This is a genomic window from Paenibacillus sp. J5 (assembly GCF_054955055.1).
This window is the reverse complement of sequence record NZ_JBUEDD010000019.1, coordinates 17,065-41,341: the sequence shown is the minus strand read 5'-3', so window position 1 is coordinate 41,341 and position 24,277 is coordinate 17,065. Positions and strand designations below refer to the sequence as shown.

Here is a 24,277-nt window from a genome sequence, read left to right as displayed (position 1 = left end):
CAAATGGGTTTTTTGTGTTAATTTAGTTGACATTAAATATTTCCGCACTCTATAATAAACACGAAATAAAGAAACATCCATTAATAACAATGTTCGGAATTAGAGAAAAATTGTAGGGGAGTGGGACGATGGGGAAAAATCGGGTGTTGGTATGGGCATTGTGTGTCTTGACGGTGTGTGTGATGCTCACGGGCTGTGGAAGCGGCAGTGGAGGGACGGGGAATAACAAGCCTGCTTCTACGGATGCCATAACTGGGGGAGATGGTGCGGATGGAGGAGATGAGGATGTTATTAAGGTCGGCATTCTCCATTCTCTGAGCGGTACGATGTCCATCAGCGAAGTATCTGTCAAGGATGCGGAGCTGATGGCGATTGCAGAGATCAATGCAGCCGGGGGCGTGCTGGGGAAACAACTGGTTCCTGTGCTGGAGGACGGCGCATCCGATTGGCCGACCTTCGCTGAGAAGGCTCGCAAGCTGCTGTCCGAGGATAAGGTGGCGACTGTGTTCGGCGGCTGGACGTCTGCCAGCCGGAAGGCGATGCTGCCGGTATTTGAGGAGCTTGGCGGGTTGCTCTGGTATCCCGTGCAGTACGAGGGACTGGAGGCCTCGCCGAACATCTTCTATACCGGAGCGACGACAAATCAGCAGATTGTTCCCGCTGTGACGTGGCTGCTTGAGAATCGGGGCAAGAGGTTCTTCCTGCTCGGCTCTGACTATGTCTTCCCGCAGACAGCCAACAAGATTATTAAGGAGCAACTGAAGGCTGAGGGAGGCGAATGGGTCGGAGAGGAGTATACACCGCTAGGACATACCGATTACAGTACGCTGATCGCCAAGATTCAGCAGGCTAAGCCGGATGTTATCTTCAACACGCTGAACGGGGACAGCAATGTAGCCTTCTTCAAGCAGTGGAAGGATGCGGGGATCTCCGCCAGTGATATAACCACCCTGTCCGTGTCGGTCGCTGAGGAGGAGATTCGCGGGATCGGAGTCGACGTGCTGGCAGGCCATCTGGCAGCATGGAATTACTATCAGACCACCGATACGGAGGCCAATAAGGCGTTCGTTGATCATTATAAGCAGGCATATGGGGCTGACCGCGTCACTGCTGACCCGATTGAGGCCGGTTATACGGCCGTCTATCTATGGGCTGAAGCTGTGAAGAAGGCGGGCACAACCGATGTCGCAGCGGTGAAGGAGGCGGCCAAAGGACTGGAGTGGGATGCTCCGGGCGGCAAGGTTACGATAGACGGCGACAATCAGCATATCTACAAAACAGTTCGCATTGGCGAAGTGCAGATGGATGGCCAGTTCAAGGAGCTGTGGAATTCCGGCGAGCCTGTCAAGCCCGACCCGTACCTGAGTGGTTATGAGTGGGCGGCCAGCTTGGGTACGCCTTAGACCCAGCTTGACGTACCCCCGGTACGCCTGCGAGAACGTGCCTGACCAAGAACGGAAATTCGGAGAAATCTGCTCCCGTCGGAGTTAGAAGACACACCCTGGACCCGTTACGCAGCCAAACACCGCGCGCCCAGACAGAAGCCAAGGCCTATAGGCTGCGATGCGCACAGCACTGGATGGGGCATGCACATGATAAGAGGTGATCGGATGGAACTTACAATTCTCCAATTGTTCAATGGCTTGAGCGTTAGCTCGATCCTGCTGCTGATTGCACTGGGACTGGCGATTACATTTGGCTTGATGAATGTTATTAATATGGCGCATGGCGAGTTGATTATGATCGGCGCGTATGCGACGTATATCACACAACAGATGTTCGCGAGTTATCTCCCTCCCTCCTTATTTGATAGCTACTTCCTGCTGGCAGTTCCGGTCAGCTTCCTCATCGCTTTTCTATTGGGTCTGCTGCTGGAGAGCACCCTCATCCGTTTCCTCTACGGGCGCCCGCTTGATAGCCTGCTCGCCACCTGGGGAATTGCGCTCATGCTGCAGCAGTTGGCTCGCACGATCTTCGGCGCACCGAACGTAGCGGTCAAAAGCCCCGCCTGGCTGGAGGGCGGCCTCAAGCTGATGGATGGCGTCGTCCTCCCTTACAAACGGTTATTCATCATCGGGCTTGTCGCTGTCACGCTCCTTGCCATGTTCCTCTATATCTATCGCAGCCATGCCGGACGGAGAATGCGGGCGGTCATGCAGAACCGCGATATGGCGGCCTGCCTTGGCATATCGACCCGCCGAGTCGATGCGATGACCTTCGCGATCGGTTCGGGAATCGCGGGGATCGCAGGCTGTGCGCTGACGCTGCTCGGCCCGATCGGGCCAGCGCTTGGGACGTACTATATTGTCGATGCGTTCATGGTGGTGGTGCTTGGCGGCGTCGGCAAGCTGGCGGGCACGATCTTCGGCGCGCTCGGCATCGGCCTGACGAATACGATGCTTGAATATTGGACGACGGCCTCGCTGGGCAAGGTGCTGGTCTTTCTCGGCATCGTCGCCTTCCTGCAATGGCGGCCGAAGGGACTGGTCGCGATGAAGTCAAGAGCTCTGGATTAGTACGTGGCGAAAAGGCGATGAAGGATGCCCTTGAGCGGGTTTGAAGACACGTCCTAGCAGCAAGAGGGTAACAAATACAAATGAGGTGATGGGATATGGCGCAGAGAAGTCCACTTACACCACAACGTATCTATATATTAATCGGATACGCGGCTGCTGCTGCCGCGCTGTTCTCCGCTCCGCTTTATATGAGTGATTTTCGGTTGAACCTGCTGGCCAAATTTTTGGCCTTCGCCATGGTGGCGCTCGGCCTGGATCTGATCTGGGGCTATACCGGCATCCTCAGCCTCGGACACGGCGTATTCTTCGGACTGGGTGCGTATGCGATGGGAATGTATCTGAAGCTGGAGGCCAGTGGAGGAAAGCTGCCGGATTTTATGAACTGGAGCGGACTCACACAGCTTCCGCTATTTTGGAAGCCGTTCGAGAGCTTCTGGTTCGCCGCTGCCGCCGGCATCCTGCTGCCGGTTCTGCTCGCGCTGCTCCTGGGCTTCTTCACCTTCCGCAATCGGATTAGAGGCGTCTATTTCACCATTCTGACCCAGGCGCTGGTTCTTATTACAACGACCCTGTTCATCGGGCAGCAGGCATTGACAGGAGGGACGAATGGCCTAACCGGCTTCAGCACCGTGCTCGGTGCTCCGCTCGGTGCGCCGGAGACGAAGCGGCTGCTATACTGGGCAACTGCGGCGCTGCTGCTGGCGATGTTTGTTCTATGCCGGTATATTGTTGCCAGTCGACTTGGCAAGGTGCTCCGCGCGATTCGCGACGGGGAGAACCGGGCGCGGTTCATCGGTTACAATCCTGCGATCTACCAGATGTTTGTCTTCTCGGTATCTGCCGTGCTGGCTGGTCTGGGTGGCATGCTGTTCGTGCTCCATGTCGGTATTATCTCGCCGTCTATGATGGCGATCGTCCCCTCGATAGAAATGGTGCTGTGGGTAGCGATTGGCGGCAGAGGTACGTTGGTTGGCGCAGCGCTGGGCGCGATCGTGCTGAATTATGCCAAGAGCGTCTTCAGCGAAACATATCCCGATGCCTGGCTATTCTTCCTGGGCGGGTTGTTCGTAATCGTGGTCGTCTTCCTCCCCAAAGGGGCGGTAGGCTTGATAGGTAAATGGAGATGGCCAAAAAGGAGGCAGAGCCCGTATGAGCAAGCTGAGCATGAACCACCCGTCCGTCATTCTGCAGTGTAAGGAGGTGTCGGTGGAATTCGACGGCTTCAAGGCAGTGACCGGCATGAACCTGGAGCTGGAGCGCAAGGAGCTGCGATTTCTGATCGGGCCTAACGGCGCGGGCAAGACGACGATACTTGATGTCATCTGCGGCAAGGTGAAGCCGGTGTCTGGCAAGGTGCTGTTCCAAGGGACGACAGACCTTACGAGGCGCAAGGAGCATCAGATTGCAGAGCTGGGCATTGGCCGAAAGTTCCAGGCACCATCCATATTTCCTACACTAACCGTGCTCGAGAATCTGGAGATTGCCATGCAACAGCGGCGTGGCCTGTTCGCAACCCTAAGGGCGAGGCTGACGACGGAGGAGCGAGAGCGGATCGGTGATCAACTGCAATTGATAGGGTTGGAGCGCCGATCAGCTTGGCGGGCAGGCGGCCTGTCTCACGGCGAGAAGCAGTGGCTGGAGATCGGCATGATGCTGTTGCAGGAGCCGGAGGTGCTGCTGCTCGATGAACCGGTGGCGGGCATGACGGATAAGGAAACGGATAAGACAGGGGAGCTGCTGCATCACATTGCGGCGCAGCGTTCAATCGTTGTCGTAGAGCATGACATGGAGTTTGTTCGAAACTATGCAAGTAAAGTGACCGTCATGCACGAGGGGAGGCTGCTCAAGGAAGGCACGATGGAAGAGGTGCAAAGAGATGAGCATGTCGCGGAGGTCTATCTCGGCAGAAAGCGGGTGGATAGCCATGCTAGCCGTTCGACAGCTTGAAGCCGGGTATGGAGAGAGTGTTATATTGCGTGAGGTGTCGCTGCAGATCAAGCCCGGTCAGGTGGTATGCTTGCTCGGGCGCAATGGGGTCGGAAAGACGACGCTAATGAAGTCGATTATGGGGCTGATCAAGGCGCGCAGAGGGAGCGTAGTCTACAATCAGATGGATCTGACGCGGGCCGCCCCCGCTCGGCGTGCACGCAGCGGTATCGGCTATGTGCCGCAGGGACGGGAAGTGTTCGCGCAGTTAACCGTGCATGAGAATATTCTGCTCGGGCTGGAGGCCTGCAAGCAGCGGACGAAGACGATCCCGGAGGAGGCGATCGCCCAATTTCCGGTGCTCCCTACAATATATGCACGGCGTGGGGGAGACCTCAGCGGCGGTCAGCAGCAGCAGCTTGCCCTGGCGCGGGCGCTGGCCTCCAGCCCGGATCTGCTGCTGCTCGATGAGCCGTGCGAGGGCATTCAGCCGTCCATTGTGGACGACATTCGCGATGTCATTCGATCCATTAAGAGCGATGGGAAGACAGCCATTCTGCTGGTGGAGCAGAGCCTGGACTTCGTCAGGCGTGTCGGTGACTACTTCTATATATTGGAGAAGGGATCCATGGCTTGGGAGGGGGAACGGGATCATCTGACGGAGGATGTCGTTCGGCGCTATCTAACTGTGTAAACTCCCGGACGTTATCCCACATGTTTAACCCGGCCACAGGAGAATGAAGAGGATAAAGAAAGTTCCATGATGCATCGATTCAATCATCGAATGTACAATATCGATCGTGGCTTCATCATAGAAAGGGGGCGCCCAGCATGTTCTGGGTAGCCCCCTTTATGAGTTTATGACCAACGAGTAGCGCTGGAACTGGCAGATTCGAAGGACAATAGCAGGATCAGAGCGAATAGACTAATGACAGATTTTCTCGTTTCTACCTATTGGTCAGAACAGAGAATTGTCATATTGGAGTGTTAGGGAGGAATTTTGTTGTGGGGAATCTCAGAAAAAAGGATTATATCCTCTTCTTCATTGTTGCCTTTTTAGGTTTAGCTGTAAATGTAACAAGTGGGTCGGGCCAATCCATCATTTTAATTATTGGAAAAATATTATTGGCCTCCGTCTGCGTGAGTGCTGTTTTCGGTACTCTCACCAATCTGCTCTTTAGAAGAAGAAATACCTGAACAAGTTTCTGGCCAGCCATTTCGCCATTTAATTATGGACATGTATAAGATATTGGGAGGGGATGAATACTATGGTCAGATTCGAAAAGAATTCACCGGGCTGAGCTGGATAGGTCATTGGACATGCTTCTTATGTCTCCCTGCACCATCTGGAGCTGAGCCGATTCAAGCTAAGCCTGGCTGCACAGAGGGTCGCCTCTTGTAGGTGTCTATCTGGCTTGTCTTATCAGCGGAATACAAATTTTTGGCGAAAGTGGGGCAACATGAAATGAAAGCAACAGGAATCGTTCGTCGTATCGATGATCTCGGCCGAGTGGTCATTCCCAAGGAAATCCGCCGGACGCTGCGCATCCGTGAAGGCGACCCGCTTGAAATTTTTGTCGATCGTGATGGAGAGGTTATTCTGAAGAAGTATTCTCCAATTGGTGAACTGGGGGATTTTGCGAAGGAATACGCCGAGTCGCTATTCGAGAGTACCAACCATATTACCATGATTTCCGACAGGGATTCGATTATTACGTTGGCCGGTGCTTCCAAGAAGGAATATCTGGACAAGCAGATCGGGCAATTGCTGGAGAATTGTATGGAGAATCGCAGGACAGTGCTTGAGGCGGGCAGCACAACTCAAGAGCTGGTGAAGGATTTCAGCGAGACGTACACCTCTCTTGTGGCTGCGCCTATCGTAGCAAGCGGCGACCCGATCGGTACGGTAGTGATGGTCAGTAAGGATGAGTCCGTGAAAATGGGCGAGATGGAAGTAAAAATGGCGGAGACGGCTGCCGGTTTTCTTGCAAAGCAGATGGAGCAGTAGCACTGCTCTAGATAGGTTGAAGCATGAAAGCTTCCACAGCGGGGAGGTGCTAGAACGGACCACCAAGCTGAGGAAGCTTTTTGGCATGCAATGACGTTGTTGACGGAGGAGGGGACGCATTAAGCCGGGGCAACGACCGCGGTGTATTGCGGCTCAGGAGGACGAGCTCCATAGCGGGCGACATGATCCAAGCGGACGGTTCCCTAAAGATTGTGCTGTGCGACAAGGGATTCATTGTGAGTCTAAAGGACTAGGTAATAAGTCTTATTTGATCGTGTGATGAAGGGGTTGCAGGTGGAGTACAGTCTGAAGAGACAGAGAAGCGTGCCAGGCGGTTATGCAGTATAATGGAGAAATGTGAAGCCGGATAGTTGAGTAAGCGGCAATTGGACTCCAGTGCTGCAGATAGGCAGGTGCTGCGGAAGCAATGAGCACAAACAATCGATTAAAGCGTCCCGACCAGCACAATCAGGATGGGATTCCAGGGATGAACCCCGGCGGGGAACAACAGGAGCCAGCCGCCGCAAGCGCTCAACGCGAAGCGGGCAGTAAGAGCAGCCAGTGGCTGCGAGGGGCGGCATTGCTCGGCGGTGCGGCGCTGCTCAGCAAGGTGCTGGGCACGCTGCAGAAAATCCCGCTCCAAAACCTGGCAGGCGACCGGGTATTCGGCATCTATAACGCGGTCTATCCGATCTATCAGTTGTTGCTGTATCTGTCCACAGCCGGAATCCCTGTGGCGGTCTCCTTGATGATTGCCAGACATCATGAAGCAGAGGATCAAGAAGGGATGCGCCGCGTGCTCCATGCCGGACTGCTGTTGCTTGCTTGTGGAGGTCTGCTCGGCTGTGGCCTGATGTGGTGGTTGTCCGGGGACGTCTCGCATTGGCTGGGCGATCCAGATACGCTCTGGGCGATCCGAATGGCCTCGCTCGGCTTGTGGTTCGTCCCAGCGGTCGGTGCGCTGCGTGGCTACTATCAGGGACAGCAGCAGATGCTGCCCTCTGCTGTATCCCAGATCGCGGAGCAATCGTTGCGGGTAGCGGCGATCGTCGGCATGCTCCTGCTCGGCCTAAGCGCTGGCTGGTCGGAGAGCGGGATTGCTGCGGGAGCTATGGCGGGCAGCGCCGTGGGTGGAGTCGCCGGGCTGGTCGTGCTGTTGATGTGGGCGCGCGGTACTGGGCCGGGGTCCGCGTGGCCTGCTGGCGGAGCAGCCCGGCGGGGAGCGGAACGCGCGGCCGATGCGAGCGGCCAGGAAGCCCGGGCTGCCATCACGCGCGGCGCGGAGTATGGCAGGCAGAGAGGGGCATTGCCCCCGGAGCCTTCGCCTTCGGAGCCTTCGCCACTGGCAGCCCGCCAGCACAGTGCAGCCGCCGCGGGTGAGCCTGGCGTGCAGGCAGGCGACCATGGCATCGCCGCCCAGCCAGGCACAGCCCAGCCGAGCGCAGCCGCCCTGCCGGCAGCGGCTCTGCCACAGGGCGGCCGCCTGCTGCGCCGCCTGCGCGCCCAGCCGCTGCTGGCGGAGATGCGCCGCCTCGCGCTGCTGGCTGCACCAGTGGCGATCGGCTCGCTGGCGGTGCCAATCGCGGGCATCGTCGACGCCATCACGGTGCCGCGCCTGCTCGCCCGCGCCGGGGCGAGCGGGGCCGAACTGATGACCCAGTTCGGCCTGTATAGCCGCGGCCAGCCGCTCGTGCAACTGGTCGTCATGGTGGCGGGCAGCGCAGCGGCGGCGCTCGTCCCGGCGCTCGCTGCGGCGCGGCAGCGCCAGGATCTGCGCGCAGCCGCTGTCCAGGCGGAGCTGATGCTGCGCCTGACCTGGTGGCTTGGCGCGGCAGCGACAGTCGGCCTCGTCTGGCTGGCGGAGCCGATCAATGTCCTGCTCTACGCCGACAGCCAGGCCACTGTGGCCTTCGCGTGGGTGAGCGCCACCGCGCTTGCCGGCGCGCTCAACGCTGTCACCGCAGCGCTGCTGCAAGGGCTGGGCCGCGTGCGCCTGCCCGCGCTGCTGCTGCTCGTGGCCGCGCTGCTGAAGGCGCTGCTCAATGCCGTGCTCGTGCCGGCATACGGCATCGAGGGCGCCGCCTATGCTGGCGTGCTCGCGCTCAGCGCCGCGGCTCTGCCCGGCGCTGTGGCGGCGGTGCGCGCCGCCAAGGCGCATCTGCCCGCCCGCATCTACGTGGCGGGCACACTGGGGGCGCTCGCGTGCATGGCCGCGGCGCTATGGCTCGTCGAGCGCGCGTATCACGAGCTGCTCGGAGAGCTGCCGCTGCGCATCGCAGCGGCCATATTGGCGCTGACGGGCGTAGCCGTCGGCGCCGCTGTATTCGCCGCCGCGCTGATCGCAGGCGGCGGCCTCAGCGCGCGCGAGCTGCGCGCGCTGCCCGGCGGCGAGAAGCTCGCCGGGCTGCTGCGCCGCATGCGTCTGCTGCGGCGCGAAGAATAAGAGAGGGAGATGAAGCGATGGAACCGTTCATCACAATTGTCGGGCTGGGCTCTGGAGACGCCGACCAGCTCAGTCTGGGCGTATGGCGCAGACTGCAGCGAATGCAGGAGCGCTATGTGCGCACCGGGGAGCACCCGATGCTCCGCCTGCTGCAGGAGGAAGGATTGGCGTACCGAACCTTTGATTACATATATGAGCAACAGGAATCATTTCCAGACGTATACGAGGCCATCACGGAGGAGCTGCTGGAGCTGGCTGTGAACCAGGCCAGACAGGCAGCGGGTGCCGGAGCAGGACAACCGGAGGGCATCCTGTATGCCGTGCCAGGCCATCCGATGGTCGCCGAGCGCACGGTGCAGCTACTGCGGGAGCGCTGCGCCGAGCGCGGCGTGCGGCTGGAGATTGCCGGAGGGCAGAGCTTTCTTGACCAGGCGTTCATCTCGCTGGGCTTCGACCCGATCGAGGGCTTCCAACTGCTCGATGCCAGCTCGATGAAGGCATCCCAGCTCCAGCCCGGTCTCCATACGTTGATCGGGCAGGTGTACGATACCTATACGGCCTCCGAGGTGAAGCTAACGCTGATGGAGGTCTACCCGGATGATTATCCGGTCGTCATCGGACACGCGCTGGGCGTGCCTGGCGAAGAACAGATGGTGACGGTACCGCTGTATGAGCTTGACCGGGTGCAGGGCTATGGGAACCTGTCGCTGATCTGGGTCGCTGCGAGCAGTGATGCTGGGCTTCGCGGCCGCTCATTCGATAGACTGCATGAGATTGTGCAGATACTGCGAAGCCCGGAAGGCTGTCCGTGGGATCGCGAGCAGACGCATCAGTCCATCCGCAAAAATTTTATCGAGGAAACCTATGAAGCGATTGAGGCGCTCGACAATGATGATCCTGACGGCATGCGCGAGGAATTCGGCGATGTGCTGCTGCAGATTATGCTTCACAGCCAGATGGAAGAGGAGCTTGGCAGCTTCTCCGTCTATGATGTCATCGAGGAGCTGAATGAGAAGCTGATCTTCCGCCACCCGCATGTATTCGGCAGCATGGGGGCTGATAATGCAGAGGAGGCATTGGTGAACTGGGAGCAGATGAAGGCGGAGGAGAAGGCGAGGAAGGGGCGCGAGCGGCGTGATTCCGTGCTGGACGGCGTACCGCCGATGCCGGCGCTTATGCGGGCGTACAAGCTGCAGAAGAAAGCCTCCAAGGTCGGATTCGACTGGGATCAGATCGATGACGTGTTCGCCAAGGCACAGGAGGAGCTGGCAGAGCTGCGTGAGGCGGCGGCTTCGGGCGACCCGGAGAAGACAGCGGGCGAGCTGGGCGATCTGCTGTTCGCGGCAGTCAATCTATCCCGATTCGTGGATGCGGACCCGGAGGAGGCGCTGGAGCGCACCAATCGCAAATTTATACGCCGATTCTCGTATATTGAGGAGCAGCTTCGTATAAACGGCAAAACTTTTGACCAGACTGATCTAATAGAAATGGATCAATGGTGGGAGGAGGCGAAGCGGCTTCGGGAGGACGGCTGAGAGCAAATATAGAGACTGGCTTTGACTCTGCGCGCAAAATCGCGCATACTGTTATGAGAAGATGAGCCTTGGCACAGCTTTGAGAGGTACAGCGCGTCATACAAGCTTATATTTTTTTAAAAGTTAGGCCATGTGCAGGATTTTCTTCCCATAGGGAAGAATAGTATCCTTCAGGTAACATCTTCAGCGTTAATCTTACTAGAGGCCGCCAAGAGCTGCCATATATTGATTTAATTAATAGGAGGAAAACAATATGAATAAAACGGATCTGATCAACAATATCGCGGAGAAAAGCGGGCTGTCCAAACGTGACGTCGAAACGGTGCTCAATGGTTTTCTGGGCGAAGTGACCGATGCGCTGTCCAGCGGCGACAAAGTTCAATTGATTGGCTTTGGCACATTTGAAACTCGCAAGCGCAGCGGACGTGTAGGACGCAACCCGCAGACTGGCACCACCATCGAGATTCCGGAATCCAACGTGCCCGCGTTCAAAGCCGGTAACAAATTAAAAGAAGCTGTAAAGTAGGACATGCGTCTCGATAAATTTTTGAAGGTTTCGCGCATTATCAAACGCCGCACTGTGGCCAAGGATGTCTCGGAGCAGGGGCGCGTGTGGATTAATGGTCGTGAAGCCAAGCCTAGCAGCACAGTCAAGCCCGGTGACGAGCTGAAAATTCAATTCGGGCAAAAGATTGTCACCGTGCGTATTGAACGTCTGGCGGAATCGACGCGGAAGGATGAGGCTGAGCAGCTCTATACGATGCTTGCTGAAGAAGCGATCCCGCGCACTAATCCGCTAGATTGGTAGTTTATTGCAGTTATTATGGAGTCGGCCCTGCGGGTCGGCTCTTTTGTTTGGCTCTCTGGGTGTTCTAAGCCCTGTCCCTCCATCATAAGCTAATGGTGGAAGGGGGGGACCAAGCTATGAATGACCAAGCCAAGAACAAGCGGCAACAGGAGCTGAAGCTGTTCAATCGCAAGCTGCTGGAAATCTCGGGCGTCAGCAATGTAGAGAGCTTTGACAACGAAGAGTTTCTGCTTGATACCGACTTCGGCTTTCTGGCGATCAAGGGGCAGAACCTGCATATCAAGCATCTGAACCTGGAGCAGGGGCTCGTTGCCATCGAGGGTCTTGTCCATTCGCTCGCCTATCTGGACGGGCAAGGGGCAGGCACCAAAACAAAAGGGTTGTTCGGAAAGCTGTTCAAGTGAATCTGAGCGTGCAGTTCGAGACGTTGGCCATGATGCTGCTGTCCGGCATAGGTATGGGAATCGCCTTTGACAGCTACCGGGTCGTGTCGAATCGACTCCATATCGGCCGAATCTGGATTCCTATTATGGATTTGTTATACTGGTTGGTGGCAACGCTCCTCATTTTTCGTGTATTGCTGGCGAAGAATGACGGGGAAGTACGAATCTACGTATTTCTAGGACTCCTAATAGGTACTGGGTTCTATTTTTGGCTGTTCAGTTCAACAGTCATCTCTTTTGTGGTATGGTTAATAGAAACATTACACAAACTGTTTCGGTTTCTTATTCGCTGCTTCCAGCTACTGGTCATTCGGCCGCTGCTGCTGCTGTACAAGCTGGCCAGAGTGCTGCTTGGATTCGCGGTGGCACTGTCGCTATTCACGATCAAGCTGATCGGCCAACTGCTTCGCCCATTCTGGCTGTTGTTATGCTGGCTCCTCAGACCGGCGATTCGGCCGATATGGCGGAGAATCGAACCATGGTGGCGGCGTCTTGATCTTGCGGGGCGCTTCATTCGCGGGTGGGCACGATGCAAGACGCTTTGGAAATCTTGGTTCAGGGAGGATTAGATGCATGAGGACAAGCGCAACGGTCAAGGCCAAGACAACTGGATATGAAGGCTCCAAGCGGCGATTGAAGTTGTGGCTGGTCTTTGTGGTTCTATTCATGAGCTGGGCCATCTATACGATGATCAATCAAGGATACAGCAAGGACAAGACGCAGGAGCGTTATCTTGCTGCTCAACATAAACTCGATGAAATCAAGCAAGCGCAGGATCAACTGCAGCATCGCGTGAACATGCTGACAGATCCTGAATATATTAAGGAGCTGGCACGCAAGGAATATGGAATGATCATGCCAGGTGAGCAACAAATCCAGGTATCAGGCCCATAATTGGCGTCATTTACGCGGCTGTCAGTTGACCTTGCTTTGGCGATTCGGTTATAATCACCGTAATGGAGGTTGGCAGTAATTTTTGGTAATGTCAGGAATATCGGTGCCATTCGGGCTGATTGCTCGGGTGTTTCCTCTGTCTGCCCCCAATATTTCATCACTTTCAGTTAAAGCATCTATTCCACTGCGTGGCGTCCGCTGTTATAATATAAGAGACAGCAGTCGTTAACGCCTGCTTCGCAAAACTTTTAGGGAGGAACATTTTATTCTATGGCAATTGAAGTGGGAGCCAAATTAGAGGGCAAAGTGACAGGCATAACGCATTTCGGGGCATTCGTCGATTTGTCAGGAGGTGTCACTGGGCTCGTTCACATTTCGGAAATTGCCGATAATTACGTCAAGGACGTCAAAGATCATCTTAAGATTGACGATGTTGTCAAGGTAAAAGTGATCAACGTGGACAAAGACGGAAAGATCGGACTTTCCATTAAACAGGCGATTGATCGTCCGGAGGGACACCAGCCGCCGCCACCGCGCGAGCGCACTGGCGGAGGTGGAGACCGTTTTCCACGTGGTGGAGGCGGAGACCGTGGCGGACGTCCGTTTAAGTCAGGCGCAGGCAAACCGTCTTACGGCAAACCTTCATTCGAGGATAAAATGTCGCGATTCTTGAAGGATAGCGAGGAGCGCATCTCTTCCCTGAAGAAAAGCACGGAATCCAAGCGCGGAGGCCGTGGAGCTAAGCGAGTCTAATAAGGATCATACAGCAGAACCGTATTCGGTTCTGCTTTTTTGTTGTTTCATGAGCAGTTGTGCCTGAGGCCTCTGTCATTCGCGAATCACGACAGCATATGATGTTATACCTTGTAGCAATGGAGCATGAGAGCAGAAATGTGCTGGATGGCGACCAGGTTCGTGCGGCCGCGCAAGCATAATGCGTCAATTTATAAATAGACCACAAACTTTCCCTGACGTATCCTTCTCCTCCGACAGTATCGGACGCCAACTCGCAATGTCCCCTTCATACAGCGCCACGTTTTTTGTAGAAGGCGCAGCCGCTTCCAGCTACGTGCTGGATACGGCAATCCCTTGCCCCTGCTGGGTCTGACATGGAATTCGTCATGCTCTGCGGCCCGTCGTTCCCTTGTCGGAAAAAACTTTTGGACGAGCTACGGGTTATGACAAACTTCATAATGGCTGACTCCTATAATTAGATTCACAAAAGCGCAAACGGAAGCAGCAGCCTGAAAGGTGCTTCACCGTTTCGCGTGCAGAAAGCGCAAACGGAAGCAGCAGCCTGAAAGGGTGCTTCATCAGTTTCGCGTGCAGAAAGCGAAAACGGAAGCAGCGAGGCTGAAAGGTGCTTCACCAGTTTCGCGTGCAGAAAGCGCAAACGGAAGCAGCCTACGGCTTGTAATCTTTCATTTCAAAAACACGGAATGGTGGTGCCAAATTTATGGACAAGCATAACCTGGTATGGATGCCCGGCGCAAAACGTGAGGGTGCGCTGCATGCGGCAATAAAGAGAGCTCTGGATTGGGTGGGAACGCTCCGCTGGGTGCAAATAATTGCAGCCAAACGATGGACGCTGCTGCTGACGGCGATCGGATTTTTGCTGGGGCGCGCCATCATATTGGAATCCCTGTCCCCTTTTGCCATCGCTTACTTCGCTGTTATCTACTTCTTACGTCGAGATGCCTACCGTCTGGTTGCTATCGCATTGGTTGCCGGCAGTTGGCTTGCTGCCTCTCCAGCGCCATTATGGATCGCGCTTCAGCTTGCGGTGTTCTTCTTAATCGTCAAAGGGCTGGAAGCGTATGAACGTGCCGAGCTGAACTATGCCCCGCTGCTCGTCTTCATCTCCATCATGCTCGTGCGTCTGTTCAATGTGGTCATACATGACGTTCTTGGATGGTATGAGCTGATGATGGTCGGCGTAGAGGCAGGGCTAAGCTTTGTGCTGACACTCGTCTTTATTCAGGCGGTTCCTGTCTTAACGATGACCAAACGTTCCAATTCCCTCAAGACTGAGGAAATTATATGCCTGATGATCATGCTGGCCTCCATTATGACAGGAGCTGTCGGCTGGATGCTATACGGAATGTCTATCGAGCATATTATGTCGCGCTACTTGCTGCTGGTGTTTGCGTTGATCGGTGGAGCGCCTATGGGCGCTTCGGTAGGCGTAATCGCAGGTCTCATCTTGAGCCTGGCGGATATGGGCGCGATCGTGCAGATGAGCTTGCTTGCGTTTGCTGGTCTGCTGGCTGGCTTACTGCGTGATGGAGGCAAATCAGCGGTAGCGTTCGGCATGCTGCTTGGTACTTCTATACTATCCATATATATTGGAAATCAAACCGATATTCTCGCCTCAACCTGGGAATCCGCCGCCGCTGCGCTGCTGTTTCTCTGTACGCCCCGAGGCGTCCTGCGAACGATTGCCCGGTATGTGCCAGGGACAACGGAGCATACGAAATCCCAGCATGAATATGCCAAGCGGGTACGCGATGTGACCGCTCATCGTGTGACACAATTCTCTGAGGTGTTTCGCCAGCTTGCGCGCAGCTTTGGGCCGCTTGCGCCGACATTGGAGGATGCGGAGAAGAAGAAGGACGAGGAGATTTCACATTTTATGAACGCTGTGGCCGAGAAGACATGCAGTAGCTGTCACCGCAAGAACTTATGCTGGGAGGGGAAATTCTATCAGACGTACCGTCTGATGACCGATATGATGCATACGATCGAGGAGGGGCGCCGTCCTGGTGTGAAGGAGGTGCCGCGCGAGTGGTCTTCACACTGTGTTCGCCCAAAGCAGGTGCTGAATGTCATGCAGCAGCAATATGAGCTGCACCGGCATGATCAACACTATCGCAAGCAGCTCCAGGATGCCCGCCAGTTGGTGGCGGAGCAATTGCAGGGCGTCTCACAGGTGATGGAGGATCTGGCGAAGGAGATTAAGCGGGAGGGACAGGAGCTGTATCTGCAGGAGGAGCAGATCCGGGAGGCGCTGGAGGGGCTGGGCCTCTCCATTCAGAGCGTGGATATTATATCGTTGGAGGAGGGTAACGTGGAGATTGAGGTTGCCCATACATTTGGCAAGGGCTATGATGAATGCCGCAAGATTATTGCCCCGCTGCTAAGTGATATTCTCGGTGAGCACATTGCGGTCAAGACCGAGCGCTATCCCGAGCAGAGCGGCCACCCGGCCACTGTACAGTTTGGTTCAGCGAAGGAATATGAGGTGGACACGGGGATCGCCGGGGCAGCCAAGGGCGGCGATCTGCTATCCGGCGACAGCTTCAGCACAGTGGAGCTGGGCAATGGCAAGTTCGCCGTGGCGATCAGCGACGGCATGGGCAATGGCGAGCGAGCGCGGCTGGAGAGCAGCACGGCGCTGTCGATATTGCAGCAACTGCTCCAATCAGGCATGGACGAGAAGCTAGCGATCAAATCGGTCAATTCCGTGCTGCTGCTTCGTTCGTCCGATGAGATGTATGCCACAGTCGATGTGGCGTTGATCGACATGTACACGGCGAAGACCACCTTCTTGAAGATCGGCTCCACACCGAGCTTCATCAAGCGTGGCAATGAGGTCATTATGGTCACGGCGAACAATCTTCCCGTCGGCATCCTGCAGGAGATCGATGTGGATCTGATCCGGGTGCAACTGCAGCCTGGCGATACGCTCATTATGATGACCGATGGCATCTATGATGCGCCGGGGCATGCAGTGAACAAGGAAATATGGATGAAGCGCGTCATCCAGGAAATTGAAGACGAGCAGCCACAGGAAATCGCAGAACGGCTGCTGGAGACGGTCGTTCGCCATCATGAGGGCGAGATTATCGATGATATGACGGTGGTGGTTGCCCGGATCGAGAAGCACCAGCCAGAGTGGGCCACCTTCCGCTGGCCGGGATTATCACGCATCGAACGGCCGCGAACCGTTAGCTGACAGTCAGGGGCGGGTTGTTGCATAGCACGGGTAGTGGAGGAGGATCGGCATACACCCGGCGCTGATGCAATGCCTGCCCTGCGCTCTGTCTGGCTCGCCACTCGCTTAGCAGCCTCCGCAAGTCCCCTGTCTAGGGCGTATCTGAAAACTCTGAACGGAACAGATCTGGTCGAATTTTCGTTCCAGGCAAGGCGCTTTTTCGCAGACATACCGGGGGTACGCCTGCGAAAAAGCAACGCAGCATGGGGCGAAAAGGCGGGGAGAGATGCCCTTGAACGGGTTTTCAGACACGACCTAGCTTCTATGAGTCTATCGGTATTATCCCTCTCCAAGTCTCCCCCAATTCTTCTCTCCTTCTCCCACGGCTTGTGTTCGAGCTGCGAAACACGGCTACGACCGTTTACATCGCTCTGCATTCGGCAATACTGATAGAGTGCGAGTCATAGATTGGTACTGTGAGGAGGAGAAGATGTGAAGCAGATTTTATTAATTACAGATGGCTACTCCAATGTCGGAATGAATCCGGTGACTGCCGCCGCGCATGCCTATGCGGAGGGGATCACAGTGAATGTAGTAGGTGTGCTCGACCAGGGCGATCTGGGAGAATCGGGCGCAACCGAGATTAATGAGATTGCCAAGGCGGGCGGTGGATTAAGCCGCCTTGTACATACGAAGGAGCTGGCGCGTACCGTTCAGATGATGACGCGCAAGACGGTCATGCATACGATTCAGAGCGCGGTTCACAAGGAACTGAAGCATGTGCTGGGCGATGGCTCGCTGGAGGCTCTGCCTCCCGATAAGCGGGGCGAAGTGGTGAGGGTGATGGATGAGTTAGGAGAGAGCGCACCCTTGCGTGTGGCGCTGCTTATCGACGCCAGCGCCAGCATGAAGTCAAAGCTTCAGGCCGTAGAGGAGGCGATCAAGGACTTGATGCTCAGCCTGCAGTCCCGGCAAGGCGACAGCGAGCTGTGCGTGTTCCATTTCCCAGGGGGGCGTAGCGGAGAAGACAGTGCGCTGGATCTGGGCTGGACGCGCAGCCTCAAGGATATTCCATCGCTATTCTCCAGGCTGCAGATGCAGGGCACGACGCCTACAGGGCCGGCGTTGATGGAAGTCATTGATTTTTACCGCAAAGATGATTATGGTAGAGGGAAGAATGATGAAACGGATGGACGAAGAAGTGGACGGGTCGGCTAAGCTGCAGTTGGCCGCTGGCACGGTGCTGCATGGCAAATGGCATGGCGGACGCTATGAGATTGAGAAGCTGCTAGGGGAAGGCGCCAATGGACAGGTCTATCTGGTGAGGCACGGCAGTCGGCACTACGCGCTAAAGATCGGTGCCGATGCTGCTGACCTGCAATCTGAAATTAATGTGCTGCGGGCGATATACGGACGGACAAGGAGCGGCTCCGAGTCGTTCCTGGTACAGGTCGATGACTTCACACATGCATCCGGCCGCGATTATTGCTTCTACATGATGCAGTATATTCAAGGAAGAATATTGACCGATTATCTCCATCGCGAAGGCTCGGATTGGTACGCGCTCATTGGACTGAACCTGCTGCGGCAGCTTGGGGAGCTGCATGAGGAAGGATGGGTATTTGGCGACCTGAAGCTGGAGAACGTACTTATCGCGAGCTACGGGCGGGTGCACCTGATTGACTATGGTGGCGTCACTGCGATGGGCAAGAGTGTGCGGCAATTCACCGAGCTGTATGATCGCGGCTACTGGTCGGCAGGCTCGCGGCGCGCCGATCCAAGCTACGATCTGTTCTCGCTTGCGGTGCTGCTCATCCAGGCTGCCGAGGGGGCCAAGCTGAAGCGGCTGGCTCAGGAACGCCGCCGCTCTGTGGATGCACTGCTGGCACTGGTGGCGGAGAGCATGCTCATGCGACCGTTCAAGCTATGGTTTCAGCAGGCGCTGAAGGGAGAATTCGAGAGCGCTCAAGAGGCAGCCTCCGCCTGGTCGGCGCAGCATCGCAGCAGAAGCTCATTCCAGCGTCAGCGTTCTTCCATGCGCTGGCTGGGAGGGGCTTTTGTCGCTTCGGCTATTGCTGCCGCCACCGCCGCCATCTGGTATATCCAGCTATGAGCGGGTTGCGTAGGCGGGCAGTCAGCGGTGCAGCCTCGGTCGAGCTTCCCCGGCCGACTTCTGCTAGTCGGCGGGCGAACGGCAAGCCGGATCATCCCGGCGGTTCACTCGCTTGCATCACGGCTGCAATGGCTATCGATACTACATATAGAGAGGGATGGAACCATGATGGAATTGGCGGATCGAGTCCGTAGCGCGGCGCGTGAGGAAGGACTATGGAAGGCGGGCGATACCATCATCGTCGCACTGTCCGGGGGGCCCGACTCGACCGCTCTGCTTCATCTGCTCTGGATGATGGCTCGCGAGGAGGGAATCACCCTGGAAGCGGCCCATGTGAATCATGGCTTTCGGGCAGAGGAGTCCGCACAGGAGCGGCAGATGGTCGAGGCATGGTGCGCAGAGCTGGGCATACCGCTTCATGTGGCAGAGCTGAACCTGCCGCAATACATAGCGCGTACAGGGATGAACGCACAAGCCGCCGCCCGCGAGCAGCGCTATGCGTATCTGCATGAGGCCGCTGCCGCCAGCTTGGCCCAGCGAATCGCGCTCGGTCACCATGCGGATGATCAGGCGGAGACGGTGCTGATGCGGGTCATTCGCGGGACAGGGCCCGGAGGCTTGGCAGGCATGCCCGTCAAGCGTAAGGAGAATAACGTGGAACTTATCCGTCCTCTGTTGCGTATTACCAAGGCAGAGCTTATTGCTTACTGCAATCATTACCAGTTGCCTTATTGTATAGACAGCAGCAATGAGAAGCGCCATTACTTCCGCAACCAGATCCGGCTGGAGGTACTCCCGTATCTGGAGCAGATCAATCCGCGGCTGTCTGGCTCGCTCCTGCGGCTCGCCGATATGGCGCGCGAGGATGACAATTATATGGAACACCAGACTGCTGCCATTATGGCGGAGAAGGTGAAGCTGGAGCCCCATGCTGCGATGATGGATCGGCAATCGCTGCTGGAGCTTCATGTTGCTTTACAAAGGAGATTGATTAAACTAATATTAAACTATCTTGTTAAGGAAAATGACGCCATTTCATATGATCGTATCGAGGCTATTCGTGAAGCTGCCGCACAAGGCGCTGCCGCAGGCGGCAATCTGGATGCGGGTGGGGGCGTCCGTTTTGCTGTTGATTACGGGGTATTAATCTGGCGGAAGGACAGTCATCAAGAGCCTTCGGCTCCTTATGCATATCCGTTGTCTGCCGATGCTGGCAGCTTGCTGATTGCACAGACGGGAGAGAGGCTAGCGCTGGATGTGCTGCATCAAGCCGAGCAGGGACTGCCGGGTGGACCCGCCTCGCGGGCTGAAGCGTGGTTCGATCTGGAGGCAGTTGCCTTCCCGCTTGTTGTACGCAGTCGGCGACCAGGGGATCGCATGGAGGTGTTGGGACTAAACGGCACAAAAAAAGTGCAAGATATGTTCGTGGACGCAAAGTGGCCGCGCTACAAGCGGGAGACCGCTCCGATTCTATGCGATGCTAATGGTATCATACTATGGATTCCCGACTTGCGTCGTTCTCCGCATGCCCTTGCAGGGAGACAGACCTCCAAGGTATTGCGCATTCGGCTTGAGAAGACGCCTATGGAGCAGGATCGTTAATTTGCCTGCCGCTCGAATGTACATCTGATTTTGCACATAAGTTGGATTAAGCTATTACGAAACAGGAGGTCGCAGCATTGTTGGACGATATACAGGAGATATTATATGATGCCGGGCAGATTCAAGACAAAATCAAGGAGCTTGGAGAAACGCTAAGCCGAGATTTCGAGGGACGTAATCCGCTCGTCATTTGCGTCCTCAAAGGCGCGTTTATTTTTATGGCGGATCTGGTGAAGACCATTACAGTTCCGTTGGAGATCGATTTCATGGCCATCTCCAGCTATGGACAATCCACCAAGTCGTCCGGTGTTGTCAAAATTATTAAGGATCTTGACGTATCGGTGGAAGGAAGAGATGTCCTTATTGTGGAAGACATCATTGACAGCGGATTGACCCTCAGCTATCTGATTGATGTGCTGGAGCGTCGCAACTCCAAGTCAGTCACGGTCGTCACCCTGTTCGATAAGCCGACTCGGCGTACCGTTGATCTGGAAGCCGACTATACGGGCTTTAGCCTGCCAGATGAGTTTGTGGTTGGCTATGGACTCGATTTTGCGGAGAAATACCGCAATTTGCCTTTTATTGGCGTACTTAAACCGGAAGTCTATGCAAAATCATGATAACTAACCGCCGTAGATGCCCATCCTCCATGCGTTCTATTGAGATGGAATGTCATGCTATGGTAAAATACTTAAAGCGTCTTGAGAGGAGGTAAGGGATGAATCGGATCATCCGTAACACGGGGTTTTATTTGATCATCTTTTTAGTGACCGTGGGTATTGTCCAGGCAATAAGCAGTTCCGGCGATACCGCCGTCGAGCTAAGATATGACCAGTTTCGGCAACAGATGGTGAGTAACAACGTTGCGACGCTCACATTGAAGTTCGACAAATACACGTACTACGCTAAGGGGACCTTTCGCACCAAGCCAGCCAATAATGCTTCAGACCAGTTCTATTCCCGCATTAATGTGGAAGAGTTCGCGCTGAAGGAAATTAATGATCTGGCAATCAGCAACAATGTAGAATACAAGTTTGATCCGATGGAAGGCCAAAGCTTCTGGCTGACGTTTCTTACGTCCATCGTTCCGTTTGTGATTATTTTCATCCTGTTCTTCTTCTTGATTAATCAAGCTCAGGGTGGCGGCGGCAAGGTCATGAACTTCGGCAAGAGTCGTGCACGCCTGTATAATGAGGAGAAGAAGCGGGTTACCTTTGAAGACGTCGCAGGGGCGGATGAGGAGAAGCAGGAGCTCGTTGAAGTGGTCGACTTCCTGAAGGACCCTCGCAAGTTTGCCGCCGTCGGCGCCCGCATCCCTAAGGGCGTGCTGTTGAACGGCCCTCCGGGTACCGGTAAAACGCTGCTTGCCCGTGCGGTTGCAGGCGAGGCAGGCGTTCCATTCTTCAGCATCTCTGGTTCCGACTTCGTCGAGATGTTCGTCGGTGTCGGTGCATCCCGCGTTCGCGACCTGTTCGAGAATGCGAAGAAGAATGCGCCATGTATTATCTTTATCGACGAGATTGATGCCGTCGGACGTCAACGCGGCGCAGGTCTTGGCGGCGGTCATGACGAGCGCGAGCAGACGCTGAACCAATTGCTCGTCGAGATGGATGGCTTCGGCGCGAACGAAGGCATCATCATTATCGCAGCTACGAACCGTCCGGACATTCTTGACCCGGCATTGCTGCGTCCAGGACGCTTCGACCGTCAGATTACGGTGGATCGCCCGGATGTGAAGGGTCGCGAGGCTGTACTGAAGGTACATGCGCGCAACAAGCCGTTGGCCAAGGACGTTAAGCTTGATGTGATTGCGAAGCGTACTACAGGCTTTACAGGCGCTGACCTGGAGAACCTGTTGAATGAAGCGGCGTTGCTTGCAGCACGGCGCAACAAGAAGGACATCGCGATGATCGAGATGGATGAGGCGATTGACCGCGTCATCGTCGGTACCGAGAAGAAGAGCCGTGTCATTAGTGACCGCGAGAAGCGGATTGTCGCTTATCATGAAGCGGGCCACACAATTATCGGCTACTTCCTGGAGCATGCCGATGCGGTACACAAGGTAACGATCATCCCGCGCGGACGCGCAGGCGGATATGTCATTATGTTACCTAAGGAAGATCGGATGCTGGTTACCAAGCAAGAGCTTCTGGACAAAGTCACCGGCTTGCTCGGCGGCCGCGTTGCAGAGGAGCTGTTCATCGGTGAGATTGGTACGGGCGCTTACAGCGACTTCAAGCAAGCGACCGGTATCGTCCGCTCGATGATTATGGAGTATGGGATGAGCGACAAGCTCGGACCGATGCAGTTCGGCAACTCGCAAGGCCAGGTATTCCTGGGTCGTGATCTGGGTCATGAGCAGAACTATTCTGACGCTATTGCCTATGAGATCGATCAGGAGATGCAGTCGATTATTAACGACTGCTACACTCGTGCCAAGGAACTGCTGAACGAGAAGAGCAAGGAAGTTCATCTGATTGCTCAGACGCTGCTGGCTGAGGAGACACTGGAATTCGAACAGATCAAGCGTCTGATCGATACAGGCTCTCTGGCTGGAAGCACGGAGGGGGAGACTCCGCAGGAGTCCCATGCCGAGCCGATCGTGGATGAGGTGGGCGACGTTACTGTGCGCATCCAGACACGCAAGGATGAAGAGGCGCCTGCTAATGGAGACATCCCGGAATCGAAGCCAGGCGACGATGACGGAGAGAATAATAAAGCTTAATTGGTTACGATGCTGCCCTTCACTGGAGGGCAGCTTTTTTTTGATTGTAAGGAATGATTATTTGCGGTTCACCTTACAAGGTCTTCCGTAGTTTCGCGAAATCAAGCCTTGCCCCGTTAAGGACGGCATCAGCCATTCTACATCGGTATCAAGCTGCGCTTGTGAAATTTATTACACGCATTCAGCTATAAGGCAACGTAGCGGAACGATTAAGCAAGCTAGGGGCAACATATTCGGTAGTGGCGGGCTTTGAAGCTTGTTGACAGGGTAGTCTGCGTTGTGTAAATTAAAGTGTAACTTCATCAAATAGTCAAGCTTTGGCTACACTAGGGAGAGCGCCTTGGCGCAGCCTGATGACATACAAGGAGAGGGTTTGCCGTGGAAGCATTGGCATTGGAACGCAAGGAGCAGCAGAATCGCGAGCTGCGCGAACGTCTGCTGGAATTGAAGAAGGAACGCAACGCCATTATACTGGCTCATTATTATCAGCGCGATGAAATTCAGGAGGTTGCCGATTTTCGCGGGGACTCCTTCCTGCTCGCCCAGAAGGCTGCCGAGACGGATGCGGATACGATCGTATTTTGCGGCGTTCATTTTATGGGAGAGAGCGCCAAGATTTTGGCTCCGAACAAGACTGTGATTATCCCGGACGAGCGAGCCGGTTGCCCGATGGCAGATATGGTGAATGTAGATGGACTGCGCAAGCTGAAGGCACAGCATCCGAATGCGACCGTTGTGACGTATATTAACTCGTCCGCGGAGATTAAGGCGGAGACGGACATTTGCTGTACGTCTGCAAATGCAGTCAAGGTGGTCAACTCGGTCGAGGGCGACGAGGTGATCTGGGTGCCGGACAAGAATCTGGGCCATTACGTCCAGCAGAAGACCGACAAGAAGATGATTATCTGGGAAGGCTACTGCAACACGCATGATATGTTGACCGTCAAGGATGTTGTCGAGATGAAAGCCAAGTACCCGAACGCGGAATTTGTTGTCCACCCCGAGTGTCGTCCTGAAGTTGTGGAGATGGGCGATTTTGTCGGCAGCACGACTGCTATTATTAAATATTGCAAGGAATCCCCGAACAAGGAATTTATCGTTGGCACAGAGGACGGTACCGGCTACCAGCTTCGCAAGGACAGCCCGGACAAGACCTTCCATTTTGCAACCAAGTACCTGGTATGTCCCAATATGAAGGTCAATAATCTGAAGAAGCTCGTGAAATGTCTGGAGACGATGCAGCCTCAGATTTATGTTCCGCCTCATGTTGCCAACCAAGCAAGGCTATCCCTGGAGCGCATGCTGCAAGTGAAGTAGCATGCGCTACTTC

22 protein-coding genes are annotated in these 24,277 nt (G+C 55.4%); all 22 read left to right on the top strand.

The window, feature by feature from the left end; genetic code table 11:
* Positions 1-128 precede the first annotated feature (128 nt).
* Complete coding sequence (gene urtA / locus ACY1JZ_RS25235) at positions 129-1,403, top strand: urea ABC transporter substrate-binding protein (protein ID WP_462631513.1); 1,275 nt, start codon at positions 129-131, stop codon at positions 1,401-1,403.
* A 207-nt stretch (positions 1,404-1,610) separates the two neighbouring features.
* On the top strand, positions 1,611-2,516 hold the full coding sequence (urtB, locus tag ACY1JZ_RS25230) for an urea ABC transporter permease subunit UrtB (RefSeq protein ID WP_462631512.1): 906 nt from the start codon (positions 1,611-1,613) through the stop codon (positions 2,514-2,516).
* Positions 2,517-2,611: 95 nt separating this feature from the next.
* The gene (gene urtC / locus ACY1JZ_RS25225; protein ID WP_462631510.1) at positions 2,612-3,712 is read left to right on the top strand and encodes an urea ABC transporter permease subunit UrtC; all 1,101 of its coding nucleotides are present in this window, start codon (positions 2,612-2,614) and stop codon (positions 3,710-3,712) included.
* On the top strand, positions 3,666-4,463 hold the full coding sequence (gene urtD / locus ACY1JZ_RS25220; protein WP_270167087.1) for an urea ABC transporter ATP-binding protein UrtD: 798 nt from the start codon (positions 3,666-3,668) through the stop codon (positions 4,461-4,463). Before urtC ends, urtD begins: the two co-directional genes overlap by 47 nt.
* A complete protein-coding gene (urtE, locus tag ACY1JZ_RS25215) occupies positions 4,441-5,136 on the top strand; it encodes an urea ABC transporter ATP-binding subunit UrtE (protein WP_462631509.1) in 696 nt (231 codons plus the stop codon). The genes urtD and urtE overlap by 23 nt, the downstream gene beginning before the upstream one ends.
* Positions 5,137-5,447: 311 nt before the next feature.
* Positions 5,448-5,639: a hypothetical protein gene (locus ACY1JZ_RS25210; protein ID WP_462631508.1), complete on the top strand. Its 192-nt coding sequence runs from the start codon at positions 5,448-5,450 to the stop codon at positions 5,637-5,639.
* A gap of 268 nt (positions 5,640-5,907) precedes the next feature.
* Positions 5,908-6,450 (top strand): stage V sporulation protein T, encoded by a 543-nt coding sequence (spoVT, locus tag ACY1JZ_RS25205; protein WP_270167091.1) that lies wholly within the window; start codon positions 5,908-5,910, stop codon positions 6,448-6,450.
* Between the two features lie 427 nt (positions 6,451-6,877).
* Complete coding sequence (locus ACY1JZ_RS25200) at positions 6,878-8,893, top strand: oligosaccharide flippase family protein (protein WP_462631507.1); 2,016 nt, start codon at positions 6,878-6,880, stop codon at positions 8,891-8,893.
* 17 nt (positions 8,894-8,910) lie between these two features.
* Positions 8,911-10,428, top strand: coding sequence for a bifunctional methyltransferase/pyrophosphohydrolase YabN (gene yabN, locus ACY1JZ_RS25195; protein WP_462631506.1), 1,518 nt, complete (start codon positions 8,911-8,913; stop codon positions 10,426-10,428).
* A gap of 253 nt (positions 10,429-10,681) precedes the next feature.
* Positions 10,682-10,954, top strand: a complete 273-nt coding sequence (locus tag ACY1JZ_RS25190) for an HU family DNA-binding protein (protein ID WP_270167094.1) — start codon at positions 10,682-10,684, stop codon at positions 10,952-10,954.
* Between the two features lie 3 nt (positions 10,955-10,957).
* Positions 10,958-11,236, top strand: coding sequence for an RNA-binding S4 domain-containing protein (locus ACY1JZ_RS25185; protein ID WP_270167095.1), 279 nt, complete (start codon positions 10,958-10,960; stop codon positions 11,234-11,236).
* Between the two features lie 116 nt (positions 11,237-11,352).
* On the top strand, positions 11,353-11,640 hold the full coding sequence (gene yabP / locus ACY1JZ_RS25180) for a sporulation protein YabP (RefSeq protein ID WP_270167096.1): 288 nt from the start codon (positions 11,353-11,355) through the stop codon (positions 11,638-11,640).
* Positions 11,637-12,248 (top strand): spore cortex biosynthesis protein YabQ, encoded by a 612-nt coding sequence (yabQ, locus tag ACY1JZ_RS25175; RefSeq protein ID WP_462631503.1) that lies wholly within the window; start codon positions 11,637-11,639, stop codon positions 12,246-12,248. The genes yabP and yabQ overlap by 4 nt, the downstream gene beginning before the upstream one ends.
* 4 nt (positions 12,249-12,252) lie before the next feature.
* Complete coding sequence (locus ACY1JZ_RS25170; RefSeq protein ID WP_270167098.1) at positions 12,253-12,573, top strand: FtsB family cell division protein; 321 nt, start codon at positions 12,253-12,255, stop codon at positions 12,571-12,573.
* A 270-nt stretch (positions 12,574-12,843) separates the two neighbouring features.
* On the top strand, positions 12,844-13,326 hold the full coding sequence (locus ACY1JZ_RS25165; RefSeq protein WP_270167099.1) for a S1 domain-containing RNA-binding protein: 483 nt from the start codon (positions 12,844-12,846) through the stop codon (positions 13,324-13,326).
* Positions 13,327-14,029: 703 nt separating this feature from the next.
* Positions 14,030-16,528: a stage II sporulation protein E gene (gene spoIIE, locus ACY1JZ_RS25160; protein ID WP_462631501.1), complete on the top strand. Its 2,499-nt coding sequence runs from the start codon at positions 14,030-14,032 to the stop codon at positions 16,526-16,528.
* A gap of 471 nt (positions 16,529-16,999) precedes the next feature.
* Positions 17,000-17,725 (top strand): vWA domain-containing protein, encoded by a 726-nt coding sequence (locus ACY1JZ_RS25155; protein WP_462631499.1) that lies wholly within the window; start codon positions 17,000-17,002, stop codon positions 17,723-17,725.
* Positions 17,688-18,620 (top strand): serine/threonine protein kinase, encoded by a 933-nt coding sequence (locus tag ACY1JZ_RS25150; protein ID WP_270167102.1) that lies wholly within the window; start codon positions 17,688-17,690, stop codon positions 18,618-18,620. The genes ACY1JZ_RS25155 and ACY1JZ_RS25150 overlap by 38 nt, the downstream gene beginning before the upstream one ends.
* Before the next feature lie 27 nt (positions 18,621-18,647).
* Positions 18,648-20,222 carry a tRNA lysidine(34) synthetase TilS gene (gene tilS / locus ACY1JZ_RS25145; RefSeq protein WP_462631497.1) on the top strand — a complete coding sequence of 525 codons (1,575 nt, stop codon included), beginning with the start codon at positions 18,648-18,650 and terminating at the stop codon, positions 20,220-20,222.
* 77 nt (positions 20,223-20,299) lie between these two features.
* On the top strand, positions 20,300-20,842 hold the full coding sequence (gene hpt / locus ACY1JZ_RS25140) for a hypoxanthine phosphoribosyltransferase (protein ID WP_270167106.1): 543 nt from the start codon (positions 20,300-20,302) through the stop codon (positions 20,840-20,842).
* Positions 20,843-20,940: 98 nt separating this feature from the next.
* On the top strand, positions 20,941-22,947 hold the full coding sequence (gene ftsH, locus ACY1JZ_RS25135; RefSeq protein ID WP_462631495.1) for an ATP-dependent zinc metalloprotease FtsH: 2,007 nt from the start codon (positions 20,941-20,943) through the stop codon (positions 22,945-22,947).
* A 378-nt stretch (positions 22,948-23,325) separates the two neighbouring features.
* Positions 23,326-24,264 (top strand): quinolinate synthase NadA, encoded by a 939-nt coding sequence (gene nadA / locus ACY1JZ_RS25130; protein WP_270167110.1) that lies wholly within the window; start codon positions 23,326-23,328, stop codon positions 24,262-24,264.
* The last annotated feature ends 13 nt before the right edge of the window (positions 24,265-24,277 follow it).